The organism is Glutamicibacter sp. AOP5-A2-18 (assembly GCF_052446055.1).
GTDB lineage: Bacteria > Actinomycetota > Actinomycetes > Actinomycetales > Micrococcaceae > Glutamicibacter.
Genome location: NZ_JBQSVW010000001.1, coordinates 2787385 through 2811707, shown reverse-complemented (window position 1 = coordinate 2811707; position 24323 = coordinate 2787385). Strand labels below are relative to the sequence as shown.

Sequence of the window (24323 nt, the reverse complement as noted above, 5' to 3'; positions counted from 1 at the left end):
AGAACGGGCGGACGAGCCCGCGCTTGAAGTCCAATGCGAATCGTAATTAGTTGATGATTTCGCCCTTGGGGCTTTGCGCTATTGCAGCGATTCTTTCGCGCCAGGCTTGAAGTTCCGCGGGGGAGAGTCGGGTGAAGTCATGCACTTCGCGGATCACTTTTAGCGGGTGAGTACTGCGGTAGGAACGAGTCGGATTACCCGGGAATTTCTTGTCGGTGACATTGGGGTCATCCTCAAATTCGCCTGTCGGTTCAACCTCGTAAACATGAGGGGCGCCATCTATGGACGCGATTTCGGCCGCTAGCCCCGCACCGTCAGACAGCGCGGTGAAGTAGACGTGGTTCATGATGACTTCTGGCCGGTAATTCGACGGGTATCCCGCAGACAGCAAATCACCTGGTATCAACTCTGCTTTGGTGCCGTGAAAAAACGGTCCCGATTCAAGATCCTTGCTCATACAACCAGAGCTTAGCTAATGAGATGACGCAGGGAAAAAGTCCCTCACTCTGCTTCGGCCCGGCTAGTATTTGGCCGGTAATCAGCTCTCAGACACGTATATTTGGTGGTGAACCACGAACAAGCTTTGGAGATTTACTCGTGCCAATTTTGAACAAAGACATGTCCCTATGCATCTCGCTTTCGGGTCGACCATCCAACCTTGGAACCCGGTTCCACAACTACCTGTATGAAGAACTTGAACTGAACTTCATCTACAAAGCCTTCTCCACCGATGATCTTGCTGGCGCGATTGCTGGTGTCCGTGCGTTGGGTATCCGTGGCTGCTCCGTTTCCATGCCTTTCAAAGAGGACGTGATGAAACTTGTCGACGAAATTGAACCGTCTGCCGCAGCGATCGATTCGGTCAATACAATCGTGAATACCAATGGTCACTTGGTTGCTTCCAACACTGACTTTGAAGCGATCGCAACGTTGATCGCACGCCACGAGCTGGACAAGATCCACAGCGTATTGGTCCGCGGTTCCGGTGGAATGGCTAAGGCCGTCGTTGCGGCGTTCAGCGATGCAGGCTTTGAAGATGTCACCGTGCTGGCACGCAATGAAAAAGCCGGCGCTGAATTGGCTGAGAAGTATGGCTACAAGTTCGTTGCGGCAGACCCTGCCCCAGGACATCAGATTCTCGTCAACGTCACCCCGTTGGGCATGGACGGCGCACAGGCCGATACCCAGTCCTTCACCGATGAGCACATCAACGTTGCCGAAGCCGTATTTGATGTTGTCGCATTCCCGAGCCAGACACCACTGATCCTTGCCGCCCAAAAGGCTGGCAAGCCGGTAATTACTGGTGCAGAGGTCATTGCACTCCAGGCCGCAGCACAGTTCGAAAAGTACACCGGCCACTCGCTGACCGATGATCAGGTAGCGCGAGCTTCAGAGTTCTCTCGCCTGTAAGCATCAATCTGACTGTCTCATAAAGAAGAAGTGCCAGCACTGAAAATTCAGTGCTGGCACTTCTTCTTGCCTTGCTATATACGCGTTGACGAACAGTCAGGGCGCCAAGCTAGCCGCGCAGTACAACCTCAAGGTCTTCAAGCGCTTGGCCAGCTGGGTATTGGCCGTTGAAGAGTTTTGAACCGTCTTCAGTAAGAACTGCAGAGAAGCGAGTCTTGACCAAACCGAATGCACGGGAAACCGAAGTCTCAGTCAATTCAGCAATAGCCACACGCTCAGTTGCTGTATCGATGGTCAGCTTGATTGCGTCGTCTTGGTTTTCCACGCGAGGCTCAATCAGATCTAGCTTCATCATTCCGCCGTGGCCGGAGAACGAAACTTGGCCGTTAAACCACCCCTCATTATCGGGAGCTTCTTCTGAAAGCGAAGCAGGGAAGACCAATGAATTGCCGGCCTGCCACACACCATTGCTAGCTTCAATGCGTCCATCAGCCAAGGAAGAAATATAACCGACGAACGAGGCCTTCAGACCCCATTCCAAATGTGGCTGGAACGGATCGCCTGTTGGCGCACCATTTCCCATCATTGTTGTCTTCCTTCCACAGATTACTGACACTAAATGCTCTGTTGATCAGTATTTCATATCTGGGTTAGCTCGTTGGCTCTGGGTTCGCTGCCAGCCGATCATTACGCGGTGCTTCATTTATTACCGGACGATAGTCATCTTCCACGGCGATCGTCGCAGGGTCAAAAGTAGTCCCGTCCGGCAGAGTGAGGGTGGCTACCGCCGAAGATCCGGTCCAATGGTGGATCTCTAATTTGGTGGGGGAGAACTCTTGCTCAATGTTGGCCTGCAGATGATCCAGGGCGCGAGCGTATCCGCTGAATCCAGCACCGAGGCAAACCACCACTAACAAAGCGGCCAAGGCTGAGGTCAGTAATTCAGTACGGATCGACGCGCGGCGTGCATAGGTCTGTTCACCGTCGCGAAGCGTAGCGAACTTCTTTCGGCGCACCAGCCCATGGATCAGCACAGGTATACAAATTACGAACAAGATCACCGCGACAACTAGAAACAGCATTGGCGTGGCAAAATCTACCTTGAGGAACTCTCCCATGTATTTACCCTAGCCCTGTAGTAGTTCCACGTCACTAGATCAGATCACCTTTCCCGAGTTGTGGATTCCTCATTGTCCTCCCAAAAGCGCACGAGGTTATTCGACAAAACTATCAGCGACGATCAGTGCTTGCTCCAGACGATCCAACGCAACAATCAGCACCTCATCTTCGATGTTCATCGCCGGCACCACATGCAACCGGTTGAAGTTAGCAAACGGTAGTAAACCGGCGTTCTTCGCTGCCGTTATCACCTGGTTCATCTCGGGGCTACTGCCACCATAGGCGGCCAGCGGTTCACGAGTCTCCCGATTCTTTACCAGTTCGATCGCCCAGAACACTCCGGTGCCACGCACTTCACCAACCGACGGGTGATCTTTGGCGAACTGTGCCAGGCGTGGCCCGATGATTTCCTCTCCCAAGCGCTGCGCATTTTCAACCATGCGCTCATCTTCCATCGCAGTGATGGTCGCGACCGCTGCGGCGCAGGCCAGGGGATGGCCCGAATAGGTTAGCCCGCCCGGGTACGGGCGCTCGCGGAATGTCTCAAAGATCTCAGGGCTGATCGCCACTCCACCGAGCGGAACGTAGCCAGAGTTCACTCCCTTGGCGAAGGTGAGCAGATCCGGCACCACATCAAAATGATCCACGGCGAACCACTTTCCGCTGCGACCAAAGCCTGCCATCACCTCATCTGCGATGTAGACGATGCCGTGCTTCTTAGTCAGTTCACGAACCCCTTGCAGGTAACCGGGAGGTGGCAGGTAAATACCCGCGGTTCCCGGAATGGATTCAAGAATGATCGCCGCAATGGTGCCCGGGCCCTCCAGCAGGATGGTGTCCTCCAAGTGCTTGAGCGCACGCTGCGTTTCCTCTTCTAAGGTGGTGGAGTTGAAGTAGGAACGGTAAGGGTAGGCCGGGAAAAAGTGCACCACCCCGTCACTGCCCTGATCCGAGGCGAAGCGCCGAGGATCTCCGGTCAGATTCACCGCCAGCTGCGTGCCACCATGATAGGAACGATAGGCCGAAAGTACCTTCTGCCTGCCGGTATGCACCCGCGCCATACGCACCGCATGCTCTACCGCGTCGGCCCCGCCATTGGTGAAGAAGATCTTGTTCAGTTCCCCTGGGGTGTGCTTGGCGACCAGCCTGGCCGCCTCGGAGCGTGCAACGTTGACATGCTGGGGCGCGATCGTCGCGATCTTTGCCGCCTGCTCTTGGATGGCAGCGATGACCTTGGGATGCTGATGGCCGATATTGGTATTCACCAGCTGACTGGACAGGTCGATCAGCTTGGTGCCGTCCCCATCCCAGACATAGGACGCCTCGGTTTTTAGGATGGTCATCGGGGTAAATGGTCCCTGCGCCTGCCAGGAGTGGAAGACATGCTCACGATCCAGTTCATAGGCACGCTGCCCGGCTGCGATCTGCGCGTCGCTGATTTCTGCGTTGGCTGCTACTTGCTCGCTCATGATGCTCCTAGTCGTTCTGCGGGAAGCCGAGGTTGATGCCACCGTGGCTAGGATCTAGCCAACGTTTGGTAACCACCTTATTGCGGGTAAAGAATTTAAAACCTTCGGGGCCGTAGGCATGCTGATCCCCAAAGAGTGAGGCCTTCCAGCCGCCGAAGGAGTGGTAGCCCACCGGCACGGGGATCGGTACGTTGACCCCCACCATGCCCACCTGGATCTCGTCTTCAAAGCGGCGGGCCGCCCCGCCGTCATTGGTGAAAATCGCGGTGCCATTGCCGTATGGCGAGGCGTTGATCAGTTCGATGCCCTCGTTGAAGGACTGGACGCGCACCACCGAAAGCACCGGGCCGAAGATCTCGTCCGTGTAGATGGACATGTTGGTGCCGACCTTATCGAACAGCGTCGGGTGCAGGAAGAAGCCTTCACCCTCGGCATCCACGGTGCCGGTGCGACCATCAACCACCAGGTCCGCTCCCGCCTCGATTCCGGCATCGATGTAGCCGGCCACCTTGGCCTTGTGCTCACCGGTGATCAGCGGGCCCATATCGCAGCCGCGGGTTCCATCACCCACGCGCAGCGTCTTGGCGCGCTCGGCGATCTTGGCCACCAGCTCATCGGCGATCGAATCGATGGCCACCACCACGGAGATCGCCATGCAGCGCTCTCCGGCGGCGCCAAATCCGGCATTCACCGCCATATCGGCGGCCAGATCCAGGTCGGCATCGGGCAAGACCAGCATGTGGTTTTTCGCCCCGCCAAAGGCCTGGACACGCTTGTTATGCGCGGTGCCGGTGGCGTACACGTATTGGGCGATCGGGGTGGAACCCACAAAGGACACCGAGCTCACCCGTGGGTCGGTCAAGAGAGTATCCACCGATTCCTTATCTCCATGCACCACGTTGAACACGCCTTCCGGGCCGCCGGCCTCGGCAAAAAGTTGGGCGAGCCAGATGGCCGCCGAGGGATCCTTCTCCGATGGTTTAAGCACCACCGTATTGCCGGCGGCGATCGCGACCGGGAAAAACCACAGCGGCACCATGGCCGGGAAGTTAAACGGCGAGATGATCGCTGCCACGCCGACCGGCTGGCGCAGCGAGTGCACGTCCACCCCGGTGGAAGCGTTTTGCGAGTATTCACCCTTCAGCAGATACGGCGCGTTGCAGCACAGCTCCACCACTTCCAGGCCGCGGGCCACTTCACCGAGGGCGTCGTCCAGCACCTTGCCGTGCTCGGCGGTGATGATCGCGGCCAGCTCGCCCTTGCGCTCGGTCAGCAACTGGCGGAAGTTGAACATGATGGCGGTGCGCCGTGCCAGCGAAGTATCGCGCCACTTGGGAAACGCGTCGGCGGCGGCAGAGATGGCCAGCTCGGTGGTGGCCTTGGAGGCCAGCTGCACGGTGCGGGCCACTTCACCGGTGGCCGGGTTGTAGATCTTGCCGGTGCGATCTTGAGTCGACGTGGCGGCGTTATTAATCCAGTGCTGCAGGTTTTCGGTAGGTGTCATGGCTTCATCATGGTCGAGAATAGTGAGTCAGAACACCGGCACTATGTCATGATTTAAGCTCGATCGATGACGGAGTGTAAAAATGCTGACGGTTAGTGAGGTGCTGTCCCTGCCCATCGTGCAAGGCGCCGAACCCGAAGTGCTCTGCGCCGACGGTCTGGATGCCGAACTGCGCTGGGTGCACGTCACCGAATCCAGCGAAAACATCGCGCTACTGCTCGGCGGAGAACTGGTCCTCACCACCCTGCGCAACGTGAGCGACGTCCGCGAATTTATCACCGCCCTGCGCACCGCCGGCGCATCCGGGGTCATCATCGAAAACACCAGCGGCAGCAATTTTTCCGTCGCCGATCTGGGCTTACCGGTGATCGTACTGCGCCGCCAGACCCGCTTTGTGGCCATCACCGAGGTCATCCACCAACTCTTGGTCGCCCAACAGCTTGAAGCCGTGCAATTTTCTCGCACCGTGCACGAAATCTACACCGAGCTCTCACTCAAAGAGGCGGACGAAGCGCAAATTGTCACCCGCACCGCCGCGCTACTGGACGCCCCGGTGGTGCTAGAAGATGTCCGCCACCGGGTCTTGGCGCACGCCGGCGCGCAACTTGATGACTGGATCAACCGCTCCAAATTTGTCGGCTTCCTGGAGCACACCGGGCGCAGCACGGGGGCGGAAAACTGGTTGCAAACTCCGGTGGGGGCGGCCCGCCGACGCTGGGGCCGGCTGATCGTCCCCACCGAATTAGCGGACGATGAACGTGCGGCCATGGTCCTTGAGCGTGCCGGGCAGGCGCTGACCATCACCCGCCTGTCCGGGCGCGATGAACGCGAACTGCTCTACCAAACCCGCACCGCCACCTTGCACGAGCTGATCGCCGGACATAACTACAGCGACAAGGAGCTGGCCAGCCGGACCCAAGCCTTGGGCCTGACCGCCACCGCCTACTACGTGCCGGTGGTCATTTCCAGCAGCGCGGCAGCCACGGCCACCCAAACTCAGCTGGCGGACCGTGCCCTGCTTGAAGTGCTCGATCAGCTCGCCGACACCCTGCACCTGGGCTTCCTCGCGGGTCTGCTTAAACCCGGGTACTTAGGGCTGATCCTGCCGTTGCGCGCCCGCGAATTACTGGACTCCACCCTGCAAGGATTCACCCGCCGCTTGGCCGAAGAACACAGTTCCCCGCTGGCCATCGGGGTGGGTTCCGAAGGCAACCTGCGCACCGCCATCACCGGGCTGGAACAGGCGCGAGCGGTGAGCGAAATTGTGCCGCACCTACCCACGCGCGCCCGCCCCTATTACCGCTTTGCCGACCTGCGCCTGCGCGGGGTTTTATCTGCGATGGGCAACGACTCGCGGATGCGCGCCTTTGCCCACGCCGAACTGGCCGGGTTGCTGGACCCGCTCGATGAACCCGCACTTGACCTGCTCGAACTCTACCTCGCGCACGGCGGCAACAAGTCCGCCCTAGCTAAGGCCGGCTATCTCTCGCGCCCCACGCTCTACACGCGCTTAGCCAAGCTCGAAGCCAAACTCGGGGTGGGGCTGCACTCCGCCGAATCACGGGCGAGCTTGCAGGTTGCCTTGCTCTGGCACCGCCTGCACGACTAGTTCTCCCGGCTAGTTCTCCCGACTCGTTTTCCACAGCCCGCCCCGGGGTTTCTGCGCGTGCCCGCGCCCCGGCGCACACTGACAAACATGAGCACAGCAACCGCCCAAGCGCTACAAGATCTGGCCACCGCCAACACGCTTTACGCGTCCGCGACTGCTGTGCTTTCAACCTCCGAACTTCCGGCCGGGCACGCTGCCTACTTCGCGTTGGCCACCGAAAACCACGCCGCCGTGCAGTCGCGCGCCCAGCTGTACGCCGCCCACGCGCTACGCACGTCCGGCGCCCACAAACTCGACCAAGCCTCCCTGCAAACCATCGCCGATCTGGGCACCGAACCCAGCATGGAGCAGCTGATCGCCGCCGAAGGGCACACCACCATGGGGCGCACGCACTACCGCTCCGCCCGCGCCATGATGCATGACTGGCTGGACATCCCGCGCAGCACCGTGAACGACCGGCTGGTTCAGGCCGATTGCCTCATCGGCGGCATCGACGATTCCGGCGCCCCGCTTCCGCCCTGGCTGCCTAAGCTCTCGCAGCAGTTTGCTAACCCTGAGGTAGATCCTCGCTTGGTGCTGGCCACCGCGACAAAACTACATTCGGCCCGCAAAGACCTTGCTGACGGTCCGGCGGGCGAGGCCCAAAAAGAGCAGCTCGAATCCCAAGCCCTGCAGATGATTGCCGGCGAACCCAAATCTGCCCGTAAGCACATCGGCGAGCTCGTTGCACGGGTCAAAGCTGGCAAGCGACCGCTCAAAGCGCTGCTTGAAGAGGTCGGGCTCTACCGCCGAGGCCTGCGCAAAGGCCTAGTTGAGTACATCCTGCGTGTCCTGCCCTCGCAGGCGGCGGTGATTGAGGCGTTCTTTGCGTCCCTGTCCAATCCGTCCACGCTGGCCGGCAACCGCGACGCCTTGCAAGATACCGAGGCTGAATTCACCGGCGAGCAAGGCTCCGGCTGGGATGACGAATCGACCAAACCCGACTGGGCCCGGCAGGACTCTTCCTCCACCGACCCGCCGCCCGATCCGCCTGATCCGGGCGACGCGCCCGCCGACCCACCAGCTCCACCTGCTCCACAGGCCGACCCGCAGCCAGCGTGGGAAGACTTGAAGCCGGAGCGAAGGCGCCTGATCGGAGTGATGGCGTTGTTGATGGCCGATCATTCATCTCGAACCGCACAAGACACCGGCACCCGAAAAGGTTTGGCAACAGGTCAAGTCAGCGTCATTTTGGATTACGAAAAAATGATGGCAGGAGGCGAAAAATATGCAGTCAGCTCTTCGGGATTTGCCCTCGCACCCGGAGAAGTGCGCGCGATGATGTGTTCGGCGGGAATCTACCCGGTCATCCTCAACGGCAAATCGCTACCACTAGACCTTGGCCGCAGCCAACGGCTGTTCTCCAAAGCCCAGAGCAGAGCTCTACGCGCTGCCTATCGAGGATGCTCTTACCCGGGCTGCTCCATGCCCGTTGAACGATGCGAGCTCGACCATCTTGACGCCTGGGAAAAAGGTGGCGCCACGGATATCAATTCGGCCGCCCTGGGCTGTCCGGTCCATCACGTCGAACGTCATTGCGGCTTGTTCCACGCGGTGAAAATCCCGGGCTGTCGACCGATGGTACTACTGCCCGAGGCCTTGGATCCGGAACAAAAATTGCGGGTCAACACGTATTTCATGACGCCCGACGAGGCCATCAAGGCCGACCAGCTCGCCGATCGGATGACGGAATTATGGCGTGCCGGCGAGCTCCAAGTAGAAATCGTCGACCCCTGAAGCCTGGCCCCGAAGCCGTCCCTGAAACAAGCCTCGAATCCCCCTATAGCCGGCCCGCCCTCAGCTACAGCGCGTGCAAATGCCCGCGGATACTCTCCCCAGGATCCTGCTGATTTTCGCCGGTGAGCAAAACAAAAGCCTGCCCAAAAGTCAGTTCGTGAATATGCTGTTCGGTCAGGCCCAATTCCTGGGCGATCCGCGCGGTACTGGCCCGGTGGTCAAACTGTAGTGAAGGGAAGACCAGCGAGAAGACCCGCGAGGTTTCCGGAGCGCTGTTGCGCACCGGCTCAAGCAGCATCTCTTGGCATAGCCAGGTGTAGGCGCTTTCGCCCAGCACCCCACACGCTCGAGCATGAGCCAGAATCACCGTGGCCGGCACCCCAAAATGTTTTTCAAGCGTGAGCAATTGAGGAATCTGCAAAAGGTTCGAGACCCGAATCTGCAAGGACAACGCCGGCATGAGCAGGTGCGCGGCGAATTGATCGGCCTCCAACTCAGCGTGGGCGATCTGCTCCCCATTTCGGCTCAGCGACGAGTGCAGTACCAGGTGCCCCAGCTCATGGGCCAACGCAAAGCGTTGCGCCGCACTAGTGCCCGAGGCCAGGAAGATGAACGCTTGGCCCTCTTCCCAGAAGCTGAAGGTTTTCACCGCGTCGAGCTCGGCGGGCAAACTGAGCACCCTCACCCCGTGAGATTCAAGCAGGTGCAGTACGTCGGGTAACGCCCCGCAGCCAAGATCCCAGTCCAAACGCAATTGTGCTGCCGCGTCAGCCGGGTTGTAGCCGGTCAGTTCCGGCACTTCGGTCGGTGGCAAATGGAAAGTTTGGGTGATCAGTCGGTATAGCTCCACACCGGTGCGCCCGGCGGCCGCTGCGGCGAGCTTCTGCGCGTTGCTGGTACGTCGCGGACTGCGGAAGAAGATCCGTTCAGCGTCGATCCCGGAGGTGGCGGGAAGGCGGAAAAATTGCTCGGCACAACCTAGCGTCTGCGCCAACGCAGTACTCAATTTTTCGGGGGCCTGGGCCAGTTCCCGCTCGCCCACGCCCAGTGACGCGGCCAGCGCTGACCTGCTCAGTGCCACACGTTCACGTGCGAGCCTGATTCGGGTCGGTTCCAGTGTCATGAGGTTCCTGCCATCTTCCAAAAGGCGATCTTGATCGTCCAATGACCTCAGACTAGTGGCCTATGACACAAAGCACCAATTGAGCGACAAACCGTGAAGAACCGCCGCTTCATATGACGCTGACTTGCAGATTTATGGCCCGCAGGCAGATCCTGCGGGCCAAATGGGTTAGATCTTGTTGACCGCTTCTTTCAGCACGGTGCGCAAGATCGATTCAATCTGGTCGAACTCGGGTTGTCCGATGGTGATCGGTGGCGCCAGCTGGATCACCGGGTCTCCGCGGTCATCGGCTCGGCAGTAAAGACCCGCCTCCCACAAAGCAGGGGAGAGGTAGCCGCGTAGCAGTCGCTCGGACTCTTCGTCGTTGAAGGTCTGCTTTGTTGCCTTGTCCTTGACTAGCTCGATCCCATAGAAGTAGCCGGCCCCGCGCACGTCGCCCACAATGTCCAGGTCGCGCAGCTTATCTAGGGTCGATTTGAAATTGTCGGCGTTGTTTTTGACGTTCTCGTTCAGCCCCTCGCGTTCGAAGATGTCCAAATTGGCCATCGCGACGGCAGCGGCGACCGGGTGCCCACCGAAGGTATAGCCGTGGTAAAAGGTGGTGTCTCCCTTGGTGAACGGTTCAAAGAGCTTGTCCGACACAACCATCACACCAAGCGGTACATAACCACTGGTCAGGGCCTTTGCCGAGGTGATGATGTCGGGGACAAAGCCGAAGTCATTGCAGGCGAACATCGAGCCGATGCGTCCGAACGCGCAGATGGTTTCATCGGAGACCAGCAGCACGTCGTGCTCGTCGCAGATTTCGCGCACCCGATCAAAGTAGCCAGGTGGCGGCGGGAAGCAGCCGCCGGAATTCTGCACTGGCTCCAAAAAGACGGCAGCAACGGTGTCCGGGCCTTCAAATTCGATGGCTTCGCGAATACGCTCCGCGGCCCAGAGTCCAAAGTCCTTCTCATTGTCGGCGAACATTTCTGGCGCCCGGTAGAAGTTGGTATTTGGCACCCGGAAGGTGCCCGGAACCAGCGGTTCAAAGGGAGTTTTCATATCCGGCAGCGAGGTGATGGCCAGGGCGCCTTGCGGGGTGCCGTGATAGGCCAAAGCGCGGGAGATGACCTTGGTCTTGCCAGGCTTGCCCTTCATTTTGAAGTGCTGCTTGGCTAATTTGAAGGCCGATTCCACCGCTTCGCCACCGCCGGTGGTGAAGAACACGCGGTTGAGGTCTCCCGGGGCGTAACTGGCAAGACGTTCAGCCAGGTCAATCGCTGGTTCATGGGCGTAGGACCACAGTGGCATGAAGGCCAGCTTTTCTGCCTGCTTGGCCATCGTTTCGGCCAGTTCGGCTCGGCCGTGACCCGCGTTAACCACAAACAGACCGGAGAGCCCGTCAAAGTACTCACGACCGGCGTCGTCGTAAATCTTGTGCCCCTGCCCGCGCGAAATGATCGGAACGTGGCCACCCTGTGCGATGGAAGAGTGCCGGGCCATGTGCATCCAAAGGTGATCGCGAGCTGCTTGCTGGCGATCGGTACCGCGTGGTGTGTTCATCGTGTTCCCCAGTTGTATTCCTGTTTTTTCAGTGAAAGGTACGTGAAGGTATTGGTGCTGAGCACGCCGTCGATCCCGCGGATGGTGCCAATCACGCGCAAGAGGTCTTCGTCGTTAGAGCAGATGACCTCGGCGAGAATGTCGGCGGTTCCGGTGGTCACCAGGCAATAGTCGACTTCTGGCAGTTCGGCGATGCGATCGGCGGTGCCGTTAATGTCTTGATTGGCGACAATGCTGATCATTGCCTGGCGGGTGAAGCCCAGTTCCAATGGGTTGGTGACTGCGACGATTTGCATAACGCGACTCTCGACCAGCTTCTGCACGCGTTGGCGTACCGCTGCTTCGCTCAGGCCCACTGCTTTGCCGATGGCGGCATAGGAACGACGCCCGTCTTCCTGCAGCTGTTCGATGATCTCCTTGGAAATTTCGTCGATCACCTGTGCTGAGTGCGAGGGTAACGTCATATCGACCTCCTTGGGTCTTGGGGGCTTTGAACCGACCCTACAGCCACTGATTCAGTTGCGAAAGGGGTCATTTTGTAAGTTTCTCGTTTCCGGTTCGTTAAATACCTGAGGAATCTTTTGTTTAGCTCTTGTTTGACTTTTGTATAGCTGACAGGATGAACGACATCAGTTTCCTATGTGACCGATCACATTTTCACGATGCAAAAGGACGGATGCCATGTCGCACTCGCAACGACGACTACCGCAAGATCCTCAAGTTCGAGCACTGGTCCAAGCCATGGGTCAACGCAGCTTTTCTCGCCGGTCCGTGCTGTCCACCGCAGGCGCGTTAGGGCTGACCGGCCTGCTGGCTGCCTGTGGCACCGGCGGCTCCAAGGACACCAAGACCGAGGCGGTGGTGACCGATCTTTCCGAGTCCGATCAGAGTGTGAACTGGGCCAACTGGACCCTGTACCTAGACTACGACGACAAAAAGAAGACCTACCCGACCCTCGACGCGTTCACCAAGAAGACCGGCATCAAGGTCAACTACGCAGAGGACATCGACGGCAACGATTCGTACTACGGCAAGGTGCAGGGGCAGCTTAAGGCCGGCCAGGACATCGGCCAAGACATCGTGACGCTCACCGACTGGATGGCTGGGCGGTTGATTCGTCAGGGGTACGCCCAGGAGCTGAACCTGGATAACATCCCGAACGCAGCGAACCTGCTGCCAAGCTTGCAGAACGTCGATTTTGATCCAGGGCGCAAACATTCGCTGACCTGGCAGACCGGTTACGCGGGCATCGCCTGGAATAAGAAGGCTTTCCCCAAGGGTCTGAAGTCCCTGGATGACCTCTGGGATCCAGCGCTGAAGGGCCGGGTCACCGTGCTGGATGAAATGCGCGACACCATGGGGCTATTGATGTTGCAAAACGGTGTGGATGTGGCCGGAAAATGGGGCGAATCTGAGTTTGGTGCGGCCACCGACGTGCTGCGCAAGAATATCGACAACGGCCAGATTCGCCAGGTCAAGGGCAACTCCTATAAGCAGGACTTCATCTCCGGGGACGCGATCGCAGGCATTGTGTGGTCCGGTGACGTGGTGCAAATGAATTTTGAGAACGACGACCAGTGGGAGTTCATCCTGCCTGAAGCCGGCGGCACCCTGTGGAGTGACAACCTGATGGTTCCGGTGGCCTCGCCGCACAAGACCAATGCGGAGAAGCTGATGGATTTCTACTACGATCCGGCCGTGGCCGCCGAGGTCGCCGCCTATGTGAACTACATTTGCCCGGTGGTCGGCGCCAAAGAAGAGATGGAGAAGATCGATCCGGAGCTGGTGAACAACCCGCTGATTTTCCCTACCGATCAGGACCTGGCCAAAGCACATGTCTTCCGCTCGCTGGAGCCAGACGAGGAATCAACGCTGGCAACTCAATTCCAGAACGCGATCGGCGCCTAAGATGCACAATCAAAGATCGCACGGGCAGAACCGCGGGCAGCATAAGGACGTGATAGGGGTATGACCACTTTGGCTCAACATACACAGAGCCCCGTAACTTCGGGTGCTGACCTCGAACTTTCGGGCATTAGCAAACGCTTCGCCAGCTTCAGCGCGGTGGAAAACCTGGACCTACTGGTTCCAGCGGGAACATTTTTTGCCTTGCTGGGGCCCTCGGGCTGCGGCAAATCCACCACCTTGAGAATGATCGCCGGACTCGAAGCTCCGAGCGTTGGCAGCATTTTGATCGGTGGGCAGGACGTCACCGCACTGCCCAGCCACCGCCGCGAAGTTAATACAGTTTTCCAGTCCTACGCGTTGTTCCCGCACTTGTCGGTGCTGGAAAATGTGGCCTTTGGGCTCAAGCGCAAAAAGGACAAACAGGCGATTGACAAGGCGCGGGCGGGTCTGGAGCTTGTTGAGCTCGCGCACCTGGCCAACCGCAAACCTGCGCAACTCTCGGGAGGTCAGCAACAGCGCGTGGCCCTAGCCAGGGCGCTGGTTAATCGCCCGCAGGTGTTGTTACTTGATGAGCCGCTCGGCGCGCTGGATATGAAATTGCGCCGGCAAATGCAGCTGGAACTGAAGAAGATCCAGACCGAGGTGGGCCTGACCTTCATCCATGTCACCCACGACCAGGAAGAGGCCATGACCATGGCCGACGTGGTCGCGGTGATGAACGGCGGGCGGATCGAACAAATGGGTCCACCGCGTGAACTGTACGAGTTGCCACGCACCGCTTTTGTGGCCAACTTCTTGGGCAAATCCAACTTGATGCGCGGCACGGTCAGCGCAGTGACGGATGGCATGCTCAGCGTGGAAGTTGCCGGGCGCACCATCTTGCTTCCAGCTGAGCGCGCGGTGCAAACCGAGGGAGACGTGGTGGTCGGTGTCCGCCCAGAAAAGATCACCATCGACCGAAACCCAGTTGATGGGCAGAATCAGCTCACCGGTACTGTCGTGGACGTTTCCTTCACCGGCACCACCACGGAATACCTCGTGGACGTCGCGCAAATCGGCCTGATCGGCACCTTCACGCAGAACCGTGGCCAGCAACCGGCGGCAGAAGGTGACACGGTGTTCCTTGGGTGGGAAGCTGAGCACTCCTTCGGGCTGGCCGGGGATGAACGTGTGGACGCAGGGGTCGAGTCATGAGCGTCGATCTGCGTAGCAAGGACGAGCTACGGGCAGAAAAACGCAAAAACCGCACTGGCATTTTTCTGATCACTCCCGGGTTGTTGGTCCTGGCTTTGTTCTTCGCTCTGCCCGTGGTGATCTTGCTGGCGATGAGCCTGTACTCCAAACCACCCGGCGCGGAGGTCGGCGAATTTGTGCCGGGCCTGCAGTTCAGTAACTACGCGACGGTGCTTTCGGCGTACTGGCCAGAACTCTTGCGCTCCTTCTGGTTTGCGCTGATCTCCACCGTGCTGGCATTGCTGATCGGCTTCCCGATGGCTTACCTGGTGGCCGTACGGTTGCGCGAAAAAACCCTGTTGCAAGGCATCTTGCTGGTACTGCTGATCGCCCCGTTTTTCTCCAGCTTTATCCTGCGCACCCAGGCCTGGAAGCAGATCCTGGCCGATGAAGGATTTGTGGCGCAGACGCTGAAATTCATCGCGATCCTACCCGCGGACGGACACCTGACGGCCACTCCCTTTGCGGTGGTGGCCGGCCTGACCTACAACTTCCTGCCCTTTATGGTGTTGCCGATCTATGCGAACCTCGGCCGGCTTGATACCCGGTTGTTGGAGGCCTCCGGGGATCTGTATGCCAGTCCGATCACCTCCTTTGCCAAGATCACGCTGCCGATGAGCGCGCCGGGTGTTTTTGCTGGCACCTTGCTGACCTTCATTCCAGCCGCTGGCGACTACGTGAACTCGGCGTTGCTGGGCAATAACCGAGATACCACGATGATCGGCCAGGTTATTGACTCACGGTTCTTCAAAATCATCGACTACCCGGGCGCTGCGGCGCTGAGTTTTGTGCTGATGGTTTCGATCCTCATTCTGGTCACGATCTATATCCGCCGCTTTGGCACCGAGGAGTTGATGTAGCGTGAAGCAGAAAATTGGACGCTGGCTGATTCCGGTGATCGGCGGTGCGGCTTTTATTTACCTGCTGGTGCCGATCGCCTACATCTTTGTCTTCTCCTTTAATGACGGCGGCCGAGCCAACCTGCAATGGCAGCGCTTCACCCTGGATAACTGGATGAACCCGTGTGGGGCTCCAGCGGTATGTCAGTCGTTGGTGCACTCCTTGCAGATCGGCACGGTGGCCACGGTGATCGCTACGGTATTGGGCACCGGGATCGCGATCGGTTTGGTGCGGTACAAATTCCGCTTCCGCAAGCTGACCGACGTGCTCATTATTTTGCCGCTGGCCACCCCGGAAGTGGTGCTCGGTGCGTCGCTGCTGGCACAGTTTTTGAATCTGGGGTGGGAGCTGGGTTACGGCACCATCGTGATCGCCCACGTGGTCTTCTGCATGTCCTTTGTGATCGTGACGGTTAGGGCTCGCGTCTCCTCGCTGGATTCACGATTGGAAGAGGCTGCAGCCGATCTTTACGCGTCACCGGCCGCGGCCTTCTGGAAGGTGTCCTTCCCGCTGTTGCTTCCCGGCATTATCGCCGCGGCGTTGTTGTCCTTCGCGATGAGCTTCGACGACTTCATCATTACGAACTTCAACTCGGGCGCGTTCCAGACTTTCCCGAAGTTCATCTATGTTTCGGCCACCCGTGGCATTCCCGCCCAAGCGAATGTTATTGGTTCGGCAATGTTCATCGTTGCCCTATTAGTGGTGGTCACAGGACAAGTGATCAGCTATCGCAAGAAGCGGCAGCTAGAAAATTCGTGATTATCCAGAGGCTTGCACCGCACGGTGCAAGCCTTTGGTTTTCCTCAGAAAAGCTCAGGTTTAGGCGGTTGCCTAGCTTGACAATGTATTCTCTTACCCGTTGACTACCGCACTTCCTGCACTGGCAGGGCCTGAACGATTGGACCACCGATGAGCGAGAAGCCTGTTTGGCTGACCCAGTCCGAACGCGACGCATGGCTCGGACTTCAATCCGTCATGACCCTGCTCCCGTCCGCGCTGGACTCCGATCTGCAGGGGCTTGAAGGCATTACGCTCTTCGACTATCATATGCTGGCCATGCTCTCTGAGGCGGATAACCATCAGCTTTCGATGACCCAACTGGCTTCGCATACCAGCGCCTCGTTATCCCGGCTTTCGCACGTGGTTAAGAAGCTGGAACAGCGCGGCTGGCTGCTTCGAGTGCAATCTCCGGACGATGCACGTGTGAAAATCGCCTCATTAACGAAGGCTGGATGGGAAGCGGTGGTGCGAATGGCGCCTCATCACGTCGCTTCGGTTCGTGCACTTTTGTTCGATCCCCTTGATGACAAGGACGTTAAGAGTCTGGCGCGGATTACGCGGAAGATTACTGCCTCGCTTCAGCAAGATCACTGGATCTTAAAGCCGGGCGCGACCGATTTGGAACACTGAGGAATTCTCGATAAGCTAATCAGGCGTTAATCGCGTGTGTTGTTGTGCCGCCGCACGGTGGGATGGCAACTGCGCGTTGCCCGTAATACCGAATATCGTGACCACCTGAGTACGGGGACATTGCTCGACCGGTTACGAAGTTCACCGACATACATACTTTAAGGCTCTTCGGTTGGTTCTCACCCAGCCTGGTTACCTTCCTAGTGTGCAGTATTAACGGTGTTTCACTGGTTGGCGGGACTCATAACGCACAAAAGCGGTGCCGATATTTACTTATGGGCACTGTGCGCGAGTACCGCCGAATTTTACTACTAACTAACTGAGGAGTGATCATGGCAGCTGTTTGCCAGGTAACCGGTACTACTCCGGCCTTCGGACATAGCATCTCCCACTCGCATCGCCGCAACAAGCGTCGTTTCGATCCGAATATCCAGAAGAAGACCTACTACGTGCCTTCGTTGCGTCGCAAGGTGACCCTGACCCTTTCGGTCAAGGGCATCAAGCTCATCGATGCTCGTGGAATCGACGCTGTTGTTGGCGACCTGATTGCGAAGGGTGTGAAGCTCTAAGATGGCAAAGAAGGATAAGGACGTACGTCCGATCATCAAGCTGAAGTCCACCGCTGGTACCGGTTTCACTTACGTAACCCGTAAGAACCGTCGTAACGACCCAGACCGTATGGTTCTGAAGAAGTACGATCCAGTAGTCCGCAAGCACGTCGAATTCCGAGAGGAGCGCTAAGACATGGCCAAGAAGTCCAAGATCGCAAAGAACGAACAGCGCAAGGTCATTGTCGAGCGTTACGCTGAGAAGCGCCTCGAGCTGAAGAAGACTCTTGTAGATCCAAACGCAACTGACGAGGCTCGTGAAGCAGCCCGCGTAGGCCTGCAGAAGCTGCCACGCGACGCTTCCCCGATCCGCGTTCGTAACCGCGACGCGATCGACGGTCGTCCACGCGGTACCTTCCAGAAGTTCGGTATCTCCCGTGTTCGCTTCCGCGACATGGCACACCGTGGTGAGCTTCCGGGCATCACCAAGTCTTCCTGGTAAGACCTGCAAGTCATTTGACTTAGCAAAAGCCGCTCTCCTTTGGGAGGGCGGCTTTTGCCGTTAAGTTCGTCTTTAAGCACTAGCTTTTGCGTTGCCACCAACGGCGCTTGGGGGTGATCGCTGGCTTTGGCTGGGCAACCGCGCGGCGACTTTGCCAAGCAAAGACCTCGGCATCCACCTCACGCAGCGGTGTAATCACCGGCGGACCGCCAAGTAGCTGGCGACGAGCATCGATAATCCGGGCGTTGAAGTCCTCGACGTGCGCGCGTACTGCCGCCGGCGTGGGTAAACGATCCAGCGTCTGCTCCAAGTGTTCGTCCTCAACCCGCAAGGTTAACGCCGGTGGGCCCAGACCGGTGATCTGTTCGCGGCGCATCATCGACTTCATCCACCAGTCTGGATCATTATTATTGGTCAGGTGGTCGATCTTCTGCCCCGATAGGGCAAGGTTCTCAAACTCGCCACGGGCAAAGGCCTCATCGAGCACGGAATTGGCAACCTCCCACGCTTCATCTTCAGCGTGTAGCTGCAGCGGGGTTTTGGGCTTTTGAACCGGCGCCATGCCGGTGGCCTGGGCATACTCATCTACCGGCAGAGGCGTTTGATCGCTGGCCTTGCCCATGGCGTAGCGTGCGGCGTTCAGCGCAGCATCCGAATTCTCCGGTTGGTTCATACTCCTATCGTGGCATTAGCTTGAGCGTGGGGCAACGCCTTGGTGAAAGGCAGGTGCCCGATGGTTAACGGGTCGGCATCAAGATCAAAGTGGGGCTGGTAGCCTGCGTTCAGGTACAGCTTAAGCGCTTCGGGTTGACGCGGACCGGTGGTGAGGTAGAGCTGTGTATAACCCAGATCGATCGCGGCCAACTCAAGTTCCTGCAGAACCCTACGCGCCAGGCCACGACGTCGGTGGTCTTCATGGGTCCAGATGCGTTTGAGCTCGGCGGTGTGCTGGTCATAACGACGCAGCGCCCCACCGGCAACGGTCTGTCCGTCCTCCTCTAGAATGACAAATCGTCCCAGTGGGGCCGTGAATTCGTGGGCGGGGAAGCGCTCAAGTTCGGCGGCTACCGCACCGTTGCGATCCCCGTAGCGCTGGGTGTATTCCACGGTGAGCCCGGCAAAGAGCGGGGTTAGGCGAGGATCGCCAATCAAAACGGCATGGGCGGTGAGGTTGGGTGATTGCTGTTGCGTGGTCATCTTGATCTTCTAGCCTAGGGTCCGATGGGTTTGGGCGATGGCGCCGGCTAATTCCCACTGGTTCATGGCCGCCGGTGCGGAGAGCAGTTCGCGGGCCAGCGCGTCACTATCAGCAAAGGGCGCGGAATTGGAGTTCGGCCGGGAGAACGCCCCGCCTTGGAATCGACCGGCGGTAGCACCGGTGGCAAAGAGCCAACGGTGGATGCTCCCGCCACGACCGATGACTTGGCGCAGTGAAGTGATGTGCATTTTTCCTGAACCTCCGGGTTCTTCGGTGATCAATCCCTGGTGGTACAACGAGGCCAGCAGGGGATCGGTGCTGGTTGAAATGTGGGTCGATGGTAGCCGTGCTTCGATGAACCACGGAGCGTGCACTTCGCCGGCGAGGGTTTGGGCGCAAAAAAGCTGGCGATTGGCGTCAAAACCGAATGAGGTTTCTGGACCCAAGAAGCTGATAAATCCTGCCTCGTGTAGGGCGAGTAGCTCGCGCAGACGGTGCGCCGGTGGGCCAGAATCGACAAAGCTGAAGAAGCCTTGCCACCATCCTGCTAGCTGAATTCGACCGGTGTCACTGAGTAGGGCGTCGACGACTGGCAGGGTGACAAAGGATTTGAGCAGACCAAAAAATAGTGCCTGGAACTGTGGATGATCGGCCGAATCGCGCACCCGCAAATCCTCTTTGATATGTTCGCGCACCAGCTGGTTGAGCTCTTGAGCTTGGCCTTGGGCGGGCAATGGCCGGGGGATGGGCAGCGGGAATTCTAGGTCCTCAAATTCCAGCCGGAATTCTGGGGCGACAAATTGGGCCACGAGGCTTGTGCGTTCGGGCGAATACCAAGAGATGGCATCGAAGCGGGCATGGAATTCGCTCCAGATACTTGGTGCGAATGAGTGGGGCGTGGCAAAAATTTCGCGGTAGTAAAAGAAGGCTGCTTCTTTGGCGATCAATGGCCAAACATGGGCAAAAAAGTCCAGTTCGCCGTGCTGCGCGTGTAATTCATTGACGGCTTCTTCGGTGAAGTAACCGGTGCTCAGCGGCGCAGTGGTGGTGCTGCGAATTTTGCTGTGATACGGAACCCCGCGCCGCGAACCGGCCAGAAGTTTCGGTTCCTGGCCGCTGGGCAGATAGCGCAAACTTCCGTTCTCGCCGGCAACAAACTTGCCCCCGCGGCCCTCAAAAAGCAGCACAAATAGGTCGGTGAAGGCCAGCCCCATGCCAGAAACCAAGACCTCGGTCCCGGCCGACAGTGTCTGAAAGTTGATGTCGTTGGTGTAGCCGGGCGGGATGTAGCCCAAATGATCGGCGGTGTCGGCGTGGGCGGCAAATTCTAGGGATCGGGCATCGGATTCCAACCGCGCGTCTAGGTGACCCTGAACGAGGACAACCTGATCGGCGACGATTTCACGACCTGAGGCAAGGAGCACTCGATGGGTGCTGGACTCGGAGAGCAGATCCACGGCCGTATCCTGATGGATTTTGATGACGTCCGGGCTGGCAAATGAGGCCTGCACGCGGGCGAAAAACCAGCGTAGGTAGCAGGACTGCAAACGCCGGGTCGGAAAATCGGCAGGACCCAGGCGAGCAACCTCGGCTCGCAGCAGCGGATCGGTGAGCAATAGGGAAGGCACATCGTGAAGCTGCCCGTCGCGAATAAGCTGCACCCACTGATCTAAGGCAGGGCCGTCCTTGGCTGGGCCCAGGCACTGCACCGACGCGTCGGTAAACATCGTGACATCCGCGGCGCGCGAATTGAGTTTAAGCAGCGGGCTTTGATCTTCGCGCCAGATGCGTCCGGCACCCACCGGGAAGGGGTCAACGACATGTAGGTGCAGGGCGGTGTTGTCTAACAACTCACGGTTGGCACTGATGCGCTCGAGAATCATCGCGGTGCGTGGGCCGCCGCCGATAAAAACGATGTGCTGCTCGGACATTTTTCTCCTTTGCGCCGCCGGCCGGTAGGTGCGGAATCTGTAGTTAGCGCCAGATTAGGAGCCTTGCTTTGTCCGACGCTAGCGGGTGTGACTTGCAAGGACGCAAAGTTCACGGACCGAGATGCAGCAGCAACACGTCGTTATAAAACGCCCGGTTTTGGCCGTCACTTTTCGTCATTTCGACACATGGTGTCTTTGAATGAACGAGCGTGAACTAGCCAGATGCGGTGGTCGTCCCCACGGCTCTAGCGTGTTCCTCAAGAGAAACAAAGCCATACAAGGAGCAAACGATGCCACCGACAACCACCCGGGTCACCAACCCAGATCCCGTGCAGGACACAACGCCGGAGACTGCGCTGGACAAAGTTCAGAACACCGTGCAGAACACCGAGTCGGAGACAGTGCAGCCGGTAGTAACGCCGAGCGACACTACCGATAGTGCTATTGCTGACTACAAGGTGGTTGCCGCGGTCCATCCGTGGCGCTGGGTCGGCACCGTGGTTGTTGCCGGAATCGCCGCAGCGATCCTGTACTCGTTGATTACTAACCCACGGTGGGAATGGGGTGTGGTGGCGCAATGGTTCACCGCCGAATCCATTCTTCGCGGACTCGGGCAGACTCTGAAGCTCACGTTGATTTCCGGCAGCCTGGGCTTTGCGCTCGGCTTTGTGCTGGCGCTGATGCGGTTATCAAGCTCGCCATTATTTAGCTCGGTGTCGTGGACCTTCTCCTGGATCTTCCGATCCACCCCGCTATTGGTGCAGCTATTGCTTTGGTACAACCTCGGCTACCTGTATGAAACCATCCGGCTGGGGGTCCCGTTCACCTCAATTACCTTCGCCGAATTCCAGACCACGAGCCTGATCAGCCAGTTTGCTGCCGCGGTGCTGGGGCTGACCCTGAACCAGGCGGCCTACAGTGCGGAAATCATTCGCGGTGGCATTCTCTCGGTGGACCAGGGCCAGATCGAAGCGGCCACCGCATTGGGTATTCCTCGCTGGCGCCGCTCCACCCGGATCGTGCTCCCGCAGGCCATGCGAGCGATCTTGCCGACCGCCTTCAACGAAATCATCGGCCTGGTCAAGGGCACCTCGATCGTCTACGTGCTGGCCTATTCGGAACTGTTCTACACCGTGCAGGTCATTTACAACCGCACGCAGCAAGTGTTGCCGATGCTGCTGGTGGCCACCATTTGGTACATCGTGATCACTTCGGTGCTCAGCGTGGCCCAGTACTACATTGAACGTCACTATTCCCGCGGTGCACTGCGCACCTTGCCACCAACCCCGTTACAAAAACTGCGTGGTTTCTTCACAACCCACGCCGCCACCGGCACCTCGATCAATTCCTCGAAAGGACAGCTATGAGCCTGGCAACCACAGAAGTTAGCACCCGCGGAGAAGTAGCGGTGCGCTCGGTAGACAAGAGCTACGGTACAACCCAAGTTCTGCACGAGATCGATCTTGATGTTGCCCAGGGTGAAGTCTTGGTCATTATTGGGCCATCGGGCTCAGGAAAATCCACCTTGCTGCGCACCATCAACCACCTGGAAAAGGTGGACCGAGGCACCATCAGCCTCGATGGCGAATTGATCGGCTATAAGGTGCGCAACGGCAAACTCCATGAACGAGGCGACGCAGAAATCTTGGCGCAGCGCACCGAGGTGGGCATGGTGTTCCAGAATTTCAACCTCTTCGGGCACCTGACCGCCCTACAAAACATTGTTGAAGCGCCCATCCACGCTCGCAAGGTTCCCAAGGCCAAAGCCCAGGCGCGGGCCAAAGAATTACTAGCCCGCGTGGGATTGGCGGATAAAGCTGATGCCTATCCTCGCCAGCTCTCCGGCGGTCAACAGCAGCGTGTGGCCATCGCGAGGGCCCTGGCCCTGGATCCCAAGGTGGTGCTTTTTGACGAGCCGACCAGTGCGCTGGACCCTGAGTTGGTCACCGAGGTGCTCGAAGTGATCAAGGACTTAGCCAAGTCAGGTACGACGCTGATCATCGTCACCCACGAGATCGGGTTTGCCCGCGATGTCGCCGACCGAATTGTGTTTATGGATGGCGGACGAATCGTGGAGCAGGGGACCCCGAGAGAACTACTGGCCAACCCACAGCACGAGCGCACCAAATCCTTCCTCTCCAAAGTCATCGAACCGGCTTTTAACATCTAAGAGATCGCGCCAATAGGGGACAAACGATTCTTAAGGCTTTCGATTAGGCCTCGTATCCCACCGATGGGTCGCCCACGCTTCCCCGATCAGCCTGCGGATCACGATGACACTGTTCGCGAGGCTGATCAACGCGTCAATGACCCGGACCTTGCGCTCGGTGCAGATCGCCAATTTCTTGAACCCCCGGTTGTGCCACGAATTGGTTCGTTCCACCACCCAGCGGACCCCGGCCTGCAAGGGTTCGCCCTTGGTACTGATCTCCCAATCACAACCCAGCTCGGTAAGCAGCTCCCGTGTTTTACGGCTGTCATATCCAGCATCCAGATGCACGGTAATCTGCTCTGGCAGCTGGTAGCCGAAACGGGAAAGGCGTTCGAGCGTGGGGCGTAGCAACGGGGAATCGTGCCGGTTCGCGCCTGCGGTGATGCAGCCGACCGGGATGCCTTTCCCGTCGGTCATCAGCGAGCGTTTGGTGCCTTGCTTGCCGCGGTCTACCGGGGATTTTCCGGCGGCTTCACCGCCGCACGGCGCTTTGACCAGACATCCGTCGATGACGAGATTCTCTAGGTCCAGTCCAATGATCCGGTCGTAGGATTCCAGGCAGATCTGCTCCAGTTCGCGGAAGATCCCTGCGGTGATCCATTCGTCGCGGCGCCGTCGGATGGTGGTGGCCGAGCAGGTCGTGTCGCTGATTTTCTCGTAGGCCGCGCCCAGGACGAGGACTTGGATGAGTTTGTCGAAGATGATCCGGTCGCTGATCCGTGGCTTGTGGCAGCCCAGTGGATGGGTTACGTTCCGATCTGGGATCAACGCTTCGAATTGGCGCCAGAGAGGCTCGATGATGGAAGATGGTAGGGCAGGCACGTGACCTTCTTGTGTAAACGGTTCTAGACAAACCTTGTTTAACACTGTCCGTGCCTGCTTCACTGCTTAATGACGTGCCTGACGTGGTTAATTACGCTGTC

25 protein-coding genes are annotated in these 24323 nt (G+C 58.5%); 13 read left to right on the top strand and 12 right to left on the bottom strand.

Annotation, left to right across the window (positions count from 1 at the left end; translation table 11 throughout):
- Positions 1-46: 46 nt before the first annotated feature.
- Complete coding sequence (arr, locus tag ACT3RW_RS13500; RefSeq protein ID WP_444614078.1) at positions 47-457, bottom strand: NAD(+)--rifampin ADP-ribosyltransferase; 411 nt, start codon at positions 455-457, stop codon at positions 47-49.
- 140 nt (positions 458-597) lie between these two features.
- On the opposite strand from arr, the gene ACT3RW_RS13495 reads away from it, so the two are divergent.
- Positions 598-1410 (top strand): shikimate 5-dehydrogenase, encoded by an 813-nt coding sequence (locus tag ACT3RW_RS13495; protein WP_444614077.1) that lies wholly within the window; start codon positions 598-600, stop codon positions 1408-1410.
- 109 nt (positions 1411-1519) lie between these two features.
- Here the strand turns inward: ACT3RW_RS13495 and ACT3RW_RS13490 are convergent, their stop codons facing one another.
- The 4 genes from ACT3RW_RS13490 to ACT3RW_RS13475 all read right to left on the bottom strand — a co-directional run bounded on the left by ACT3RW_RS13490 (position 1520) and on the right by ACT3RW_RS13475 (position 5502).
- Positions 1520-1996, bottom strand: a complete 477-nt coding sequence (locus ACT3RW_RS13490; RefSeq protein WP_444614076.1) for an HtaA domain-containing protein — start codon at positions 1994-1996, stop codon at positions 1520-1522.
- Between the two features lie 64 nt (positions 1997-2060).
- Positions 2061-2528 carry a hypothetical protein gene (locus ACT3RW_RS13485; protein ID WP_131088995.1) on the bottom strand — a complete coding sequence of 156 codons (468 nt, stop codon included), beginning with the start codon at positions 2526-2528 and terminating at the stop codon, positions 2061-2063.
- A 96-nt stretch (positions 2529-2624) separates the two neighbouring features.
- Entirely contained in the window at positions 2625-3998 is a 1374-nt protein-coding gene (locus ACT3RW_RS13480) for an aspartate aminotransferase family protein (RefSeq protein ID WP_444614075.1), read from the bottom strand.
- Between the two features lie 7 nt (positions 3999-4005).
- Positions 4006-5502: a CoA-acylating methylmalonate-semialdehyde dehydrogenase gene (locus ACT3RW_RS13475; RefSeq protein WP_444614074.1), complete on the bottom strand. Its 1497-nt coding sequence runs from the start codon at positions 5500-5502 to the stop codon at positions 4006-4008.
- Positions 5503-5584: 82 nt separating this feature from the next.
- Between ACT3RW_RS13475 and ACT3RW_RS13470 the strand changes: the two genes are divergently transcribed.
- Positions 5585-7111 (top strand): PucR family transcriptional regulator, encoded by a 1527-nt coding sequence (locus ACT3RW_RS13470; RefSeq protein ID WP_444614073.1) that lies wholly within the window; start codon positions 5585-5587, stop codon positions 7109-7111.
- Positions 7112-7168: 57 nt separating this feature from the next.
- Positions 7169-8887 (top strand): HNH endonuclease signature motif containing protein, encoded by a 1719-nt coding sequence (locus tag ACT3RW_RS13465; RefSeq protein WP_444614072.1) that lies wholly within the window; start codon positions 7169-7171, stop codon positions 8885-8887.
- Between the two features lie 64 nt (positions 8888-8951).
- Here ACT3RW_RS13465 and ACT3RW_RS13460 read toward each other — a convergent pair whose 3' ends face one another.
- From ACT3RW_RS13460 to ACT3RW_RS13450, 3 genes are all read right to left on the bottom strand, one after another.
- Complete coding sequence (locus ACT3RW_RS13460; RefSeq protein ID WP_444614071.1) at positions 8952-10010, bottom strand: ImmA/IrrE family metallo-endopeptidase; 1059 nt, start codon at positions 10008-10010, stop codon at positions 8952-8954.
- Between the two features lie 168 nt (positions 10011-10178).
- Entirely contained in the window at positions 10179-11558 is a 1380-nt protein-coding gene (locus tag ACT3RW_RS13455) for an aspartate aminotransferase family protein (RefSeq protein WP_444614070.1), read from the bottom strand.
- Positions 11555-12022, bottom strand: coding sequence for an Lrp/AsnC family transcriptional regulator (locus ACT3RW_RS13450; protein WP_131088988.1), 468 nt, complete (start codon positions 12020-12022; stop codon positions 11555-11557). Before ACT3RW_RS13450 ends, ACT3RW_RS13455 begins: the two co-directional genes overlap by 4 nt.
- A 217-nt stretch (positions 12023-12239) precedes the next feature.
- Between ACT3RW_RS13450 and ACT3RW_RS13445 the strand changes: the two genes are divergently transcribed.
- The 8 genes from ACT3RW_RS13445 (at position 12240) to rpsN (ending at position 18059) form a co-directional block, all read left to right on the top strand.
- The gene (locus tag ACT3RW_RS13445; protein ID WP_131088987.1) at positions 12240-13466 is read left to right on the top strand and encodes an ABC transporter substrate-binding protein; all 1227 of its coding nucleotides are present in this window, start codon (positions 12240-12242) and stop codon (positions 13464-13466) included.
- 60 nt (positions 13467-13526) lie between these two features.
- Entirely contained in the window at positions 13527-14660 is a 1134-nt protein-coding gene (locus tag ACT3RW_RS13440) for an ABC transporter ATP-binding protein (RefSeq protein ID WP_444614069.1), read from the top strand.
- On the top strand, positions 14657-15559 hold the full coding sequence (locus ACT3RW_RS13435) for an ABC transporter permease (RefSeq protein ID WP_131088985.1): 903 nt from the start codon (positions 14657-14659) through the stop codon (positions 15557-15559). Before ACT3RW_RS13440 ends, ACT3RW_RS13435 begins: the two co-directional genes overlap by 4 nt.
- A gap of 1 nt (position 15560) precedes the next feature.
- Complete coding sequence (locus ACT3RW_RS13430; protein ID WP_444614068.1) at positions 15561-16358, top strand: ABC transporter permease; 798 nt, start codon at positions 15561-15563, stop codon at positions 16356-16358.
- Positions 16359-16508: 150 nt separating this feature from the next.
- Positions 16509-17009 (top strand): MarR family winged helix-turn-helix transcriptional regulator, encoded by a 501-nt coding sequence (locus ACT3RW_RS13425; protein ID WP_131088983.1) that lies wholly within the window; start codon positions 16509-16511, stop codon positions 17007-17009.
- Positions 17010-17341: 332 nt separating this feature from the next.
- Positions 17342-17578, top strand: a complete 237-nt coding sequence (gene rpmB, locus ACT3RW_RS13420; RefSeq protein ID WP_060702424.1) for a 50S ribosomal protein L28 — start codon at positions 17342-17344, stop codon at positions 17576-17578.
- 1 nt (position 17579) lies between these two features.
- Positions 17580-17750, top strand: a complete 171-nt coding sequence (gene rpmG, locus ACT3RW_RS13415) for a 50S ribosomal protein L33 (protein ID WP_022874359.1) — start codon at positions 17580-17582, stop codon at positions 17748-17750.
- A gap of 3 nt (positions 17751-17753) precedes the next feature.
- Positions 17754-18059, top strand: a complete 306-nt coding sequence (rpsN, locus tag ACT3RW_RS13410) for a 30S ribosomal protein S14 (RefSeq protein ID WP_131088982.1) — start codon at positions 17754-17756, stop codon at positions 18057-18059.
- Positions 18060-18138: 79 nt separating this feature from the next.
- Here rpsN and ACT3RW_RS13405 read toward each other — a convergent pair whose 3' ends face one another.
- Genes ACT3RW_RS13405 through ACT3RW_RS13395 form a run of 3 tightly spaced genes read right to left on the bottom strand, consistent with a single transcriptional unit; the run spans position 18139 to position 21188 of the window.
- Complete coding sequence (locus ACT3RW_RS13405) at positions 18139-18732, bottom strand: J-domain-containing protein (protein ID WP_444614067.1); 594 nt, start codon at positions 18730-18732, stop codon at positions 18139-18141.
- A complete protein-coding gene (locus ACT3RW_RS13400; RefSeq protein ID WP_262199468.1) occupies positions 18729-19256 on the bottom strand; it encodes a GNAT family N-acetyltransferase in 528 nt (175 codons plus the stop codon). The genes ACT3RW_RS13405 and ACT3RW_RS13400 overlap by 4 nt, the downstream gene beginning before the upstream one ends.
- Before the next feature lie 9 nt (positions 19257-19265).
- Positions 19266-21188, bottom strand: a complete 1923-nt coding sequence (locus tag ACT3RW_RS13395) for an FAD/NAD(P)-binding protein (RefSeq protein ID WP_444614066.1) — start codon at positions 21186-21188, stop codon at positions 19266-19268.
- Positions 21189-21478: 290 nt separating this feature from the next.
- On the opposite strand from ACT3RW_RS13395, the gene ACT3RW_RS13390 reads away from it, so the two are divergent.
- Both ACT3RW_RS13390 and ACT3RW_RS13385 read left to right on the top strand, forming a co-directional pair.
- Positions 21479-22555: an amino acid ABC transporter permease gene (locus tag ACT3RW_RS13390; RefSeq protein WP_444614065.1), complete on the top strand. Its 1077-nt coding sequence runs from the start codon at positions 21479-21481 to the stop codon at positions 22553-22555.
- Positions 22552-23358: an amino acid ABC transporter ATP-binding protein gene (locus tag ACT3RW_RS13385; RefSeq protein ID WP_444614064.1), complete on the top strand. Its 807-nt coding sequence runs from the start codon at positions 22552-22554 to the stop codon at positions 23356-23358. Before ACT3RW_RS13390 ends, ACT3RW_RS13385 begins: the two co-directional genes overlap by 4 nt.
- Positions 23359-23388: 30 nt before the next feature.
- On the opposite strand, the gene ACT3RW_RS13380 is transcribed toward ACT3RW_RS13385, so the two are convergent.
- Entirely contained in the window at positions 23389-24222 is an 834-nt protein-coding gene (locus ACT3RW_RS13380) for an IS5 family transposase (protein ID WP_444613281.1), read from the bottom strand.
- Positions 24223-24323 lie beyond the last annotated feature (101 nt).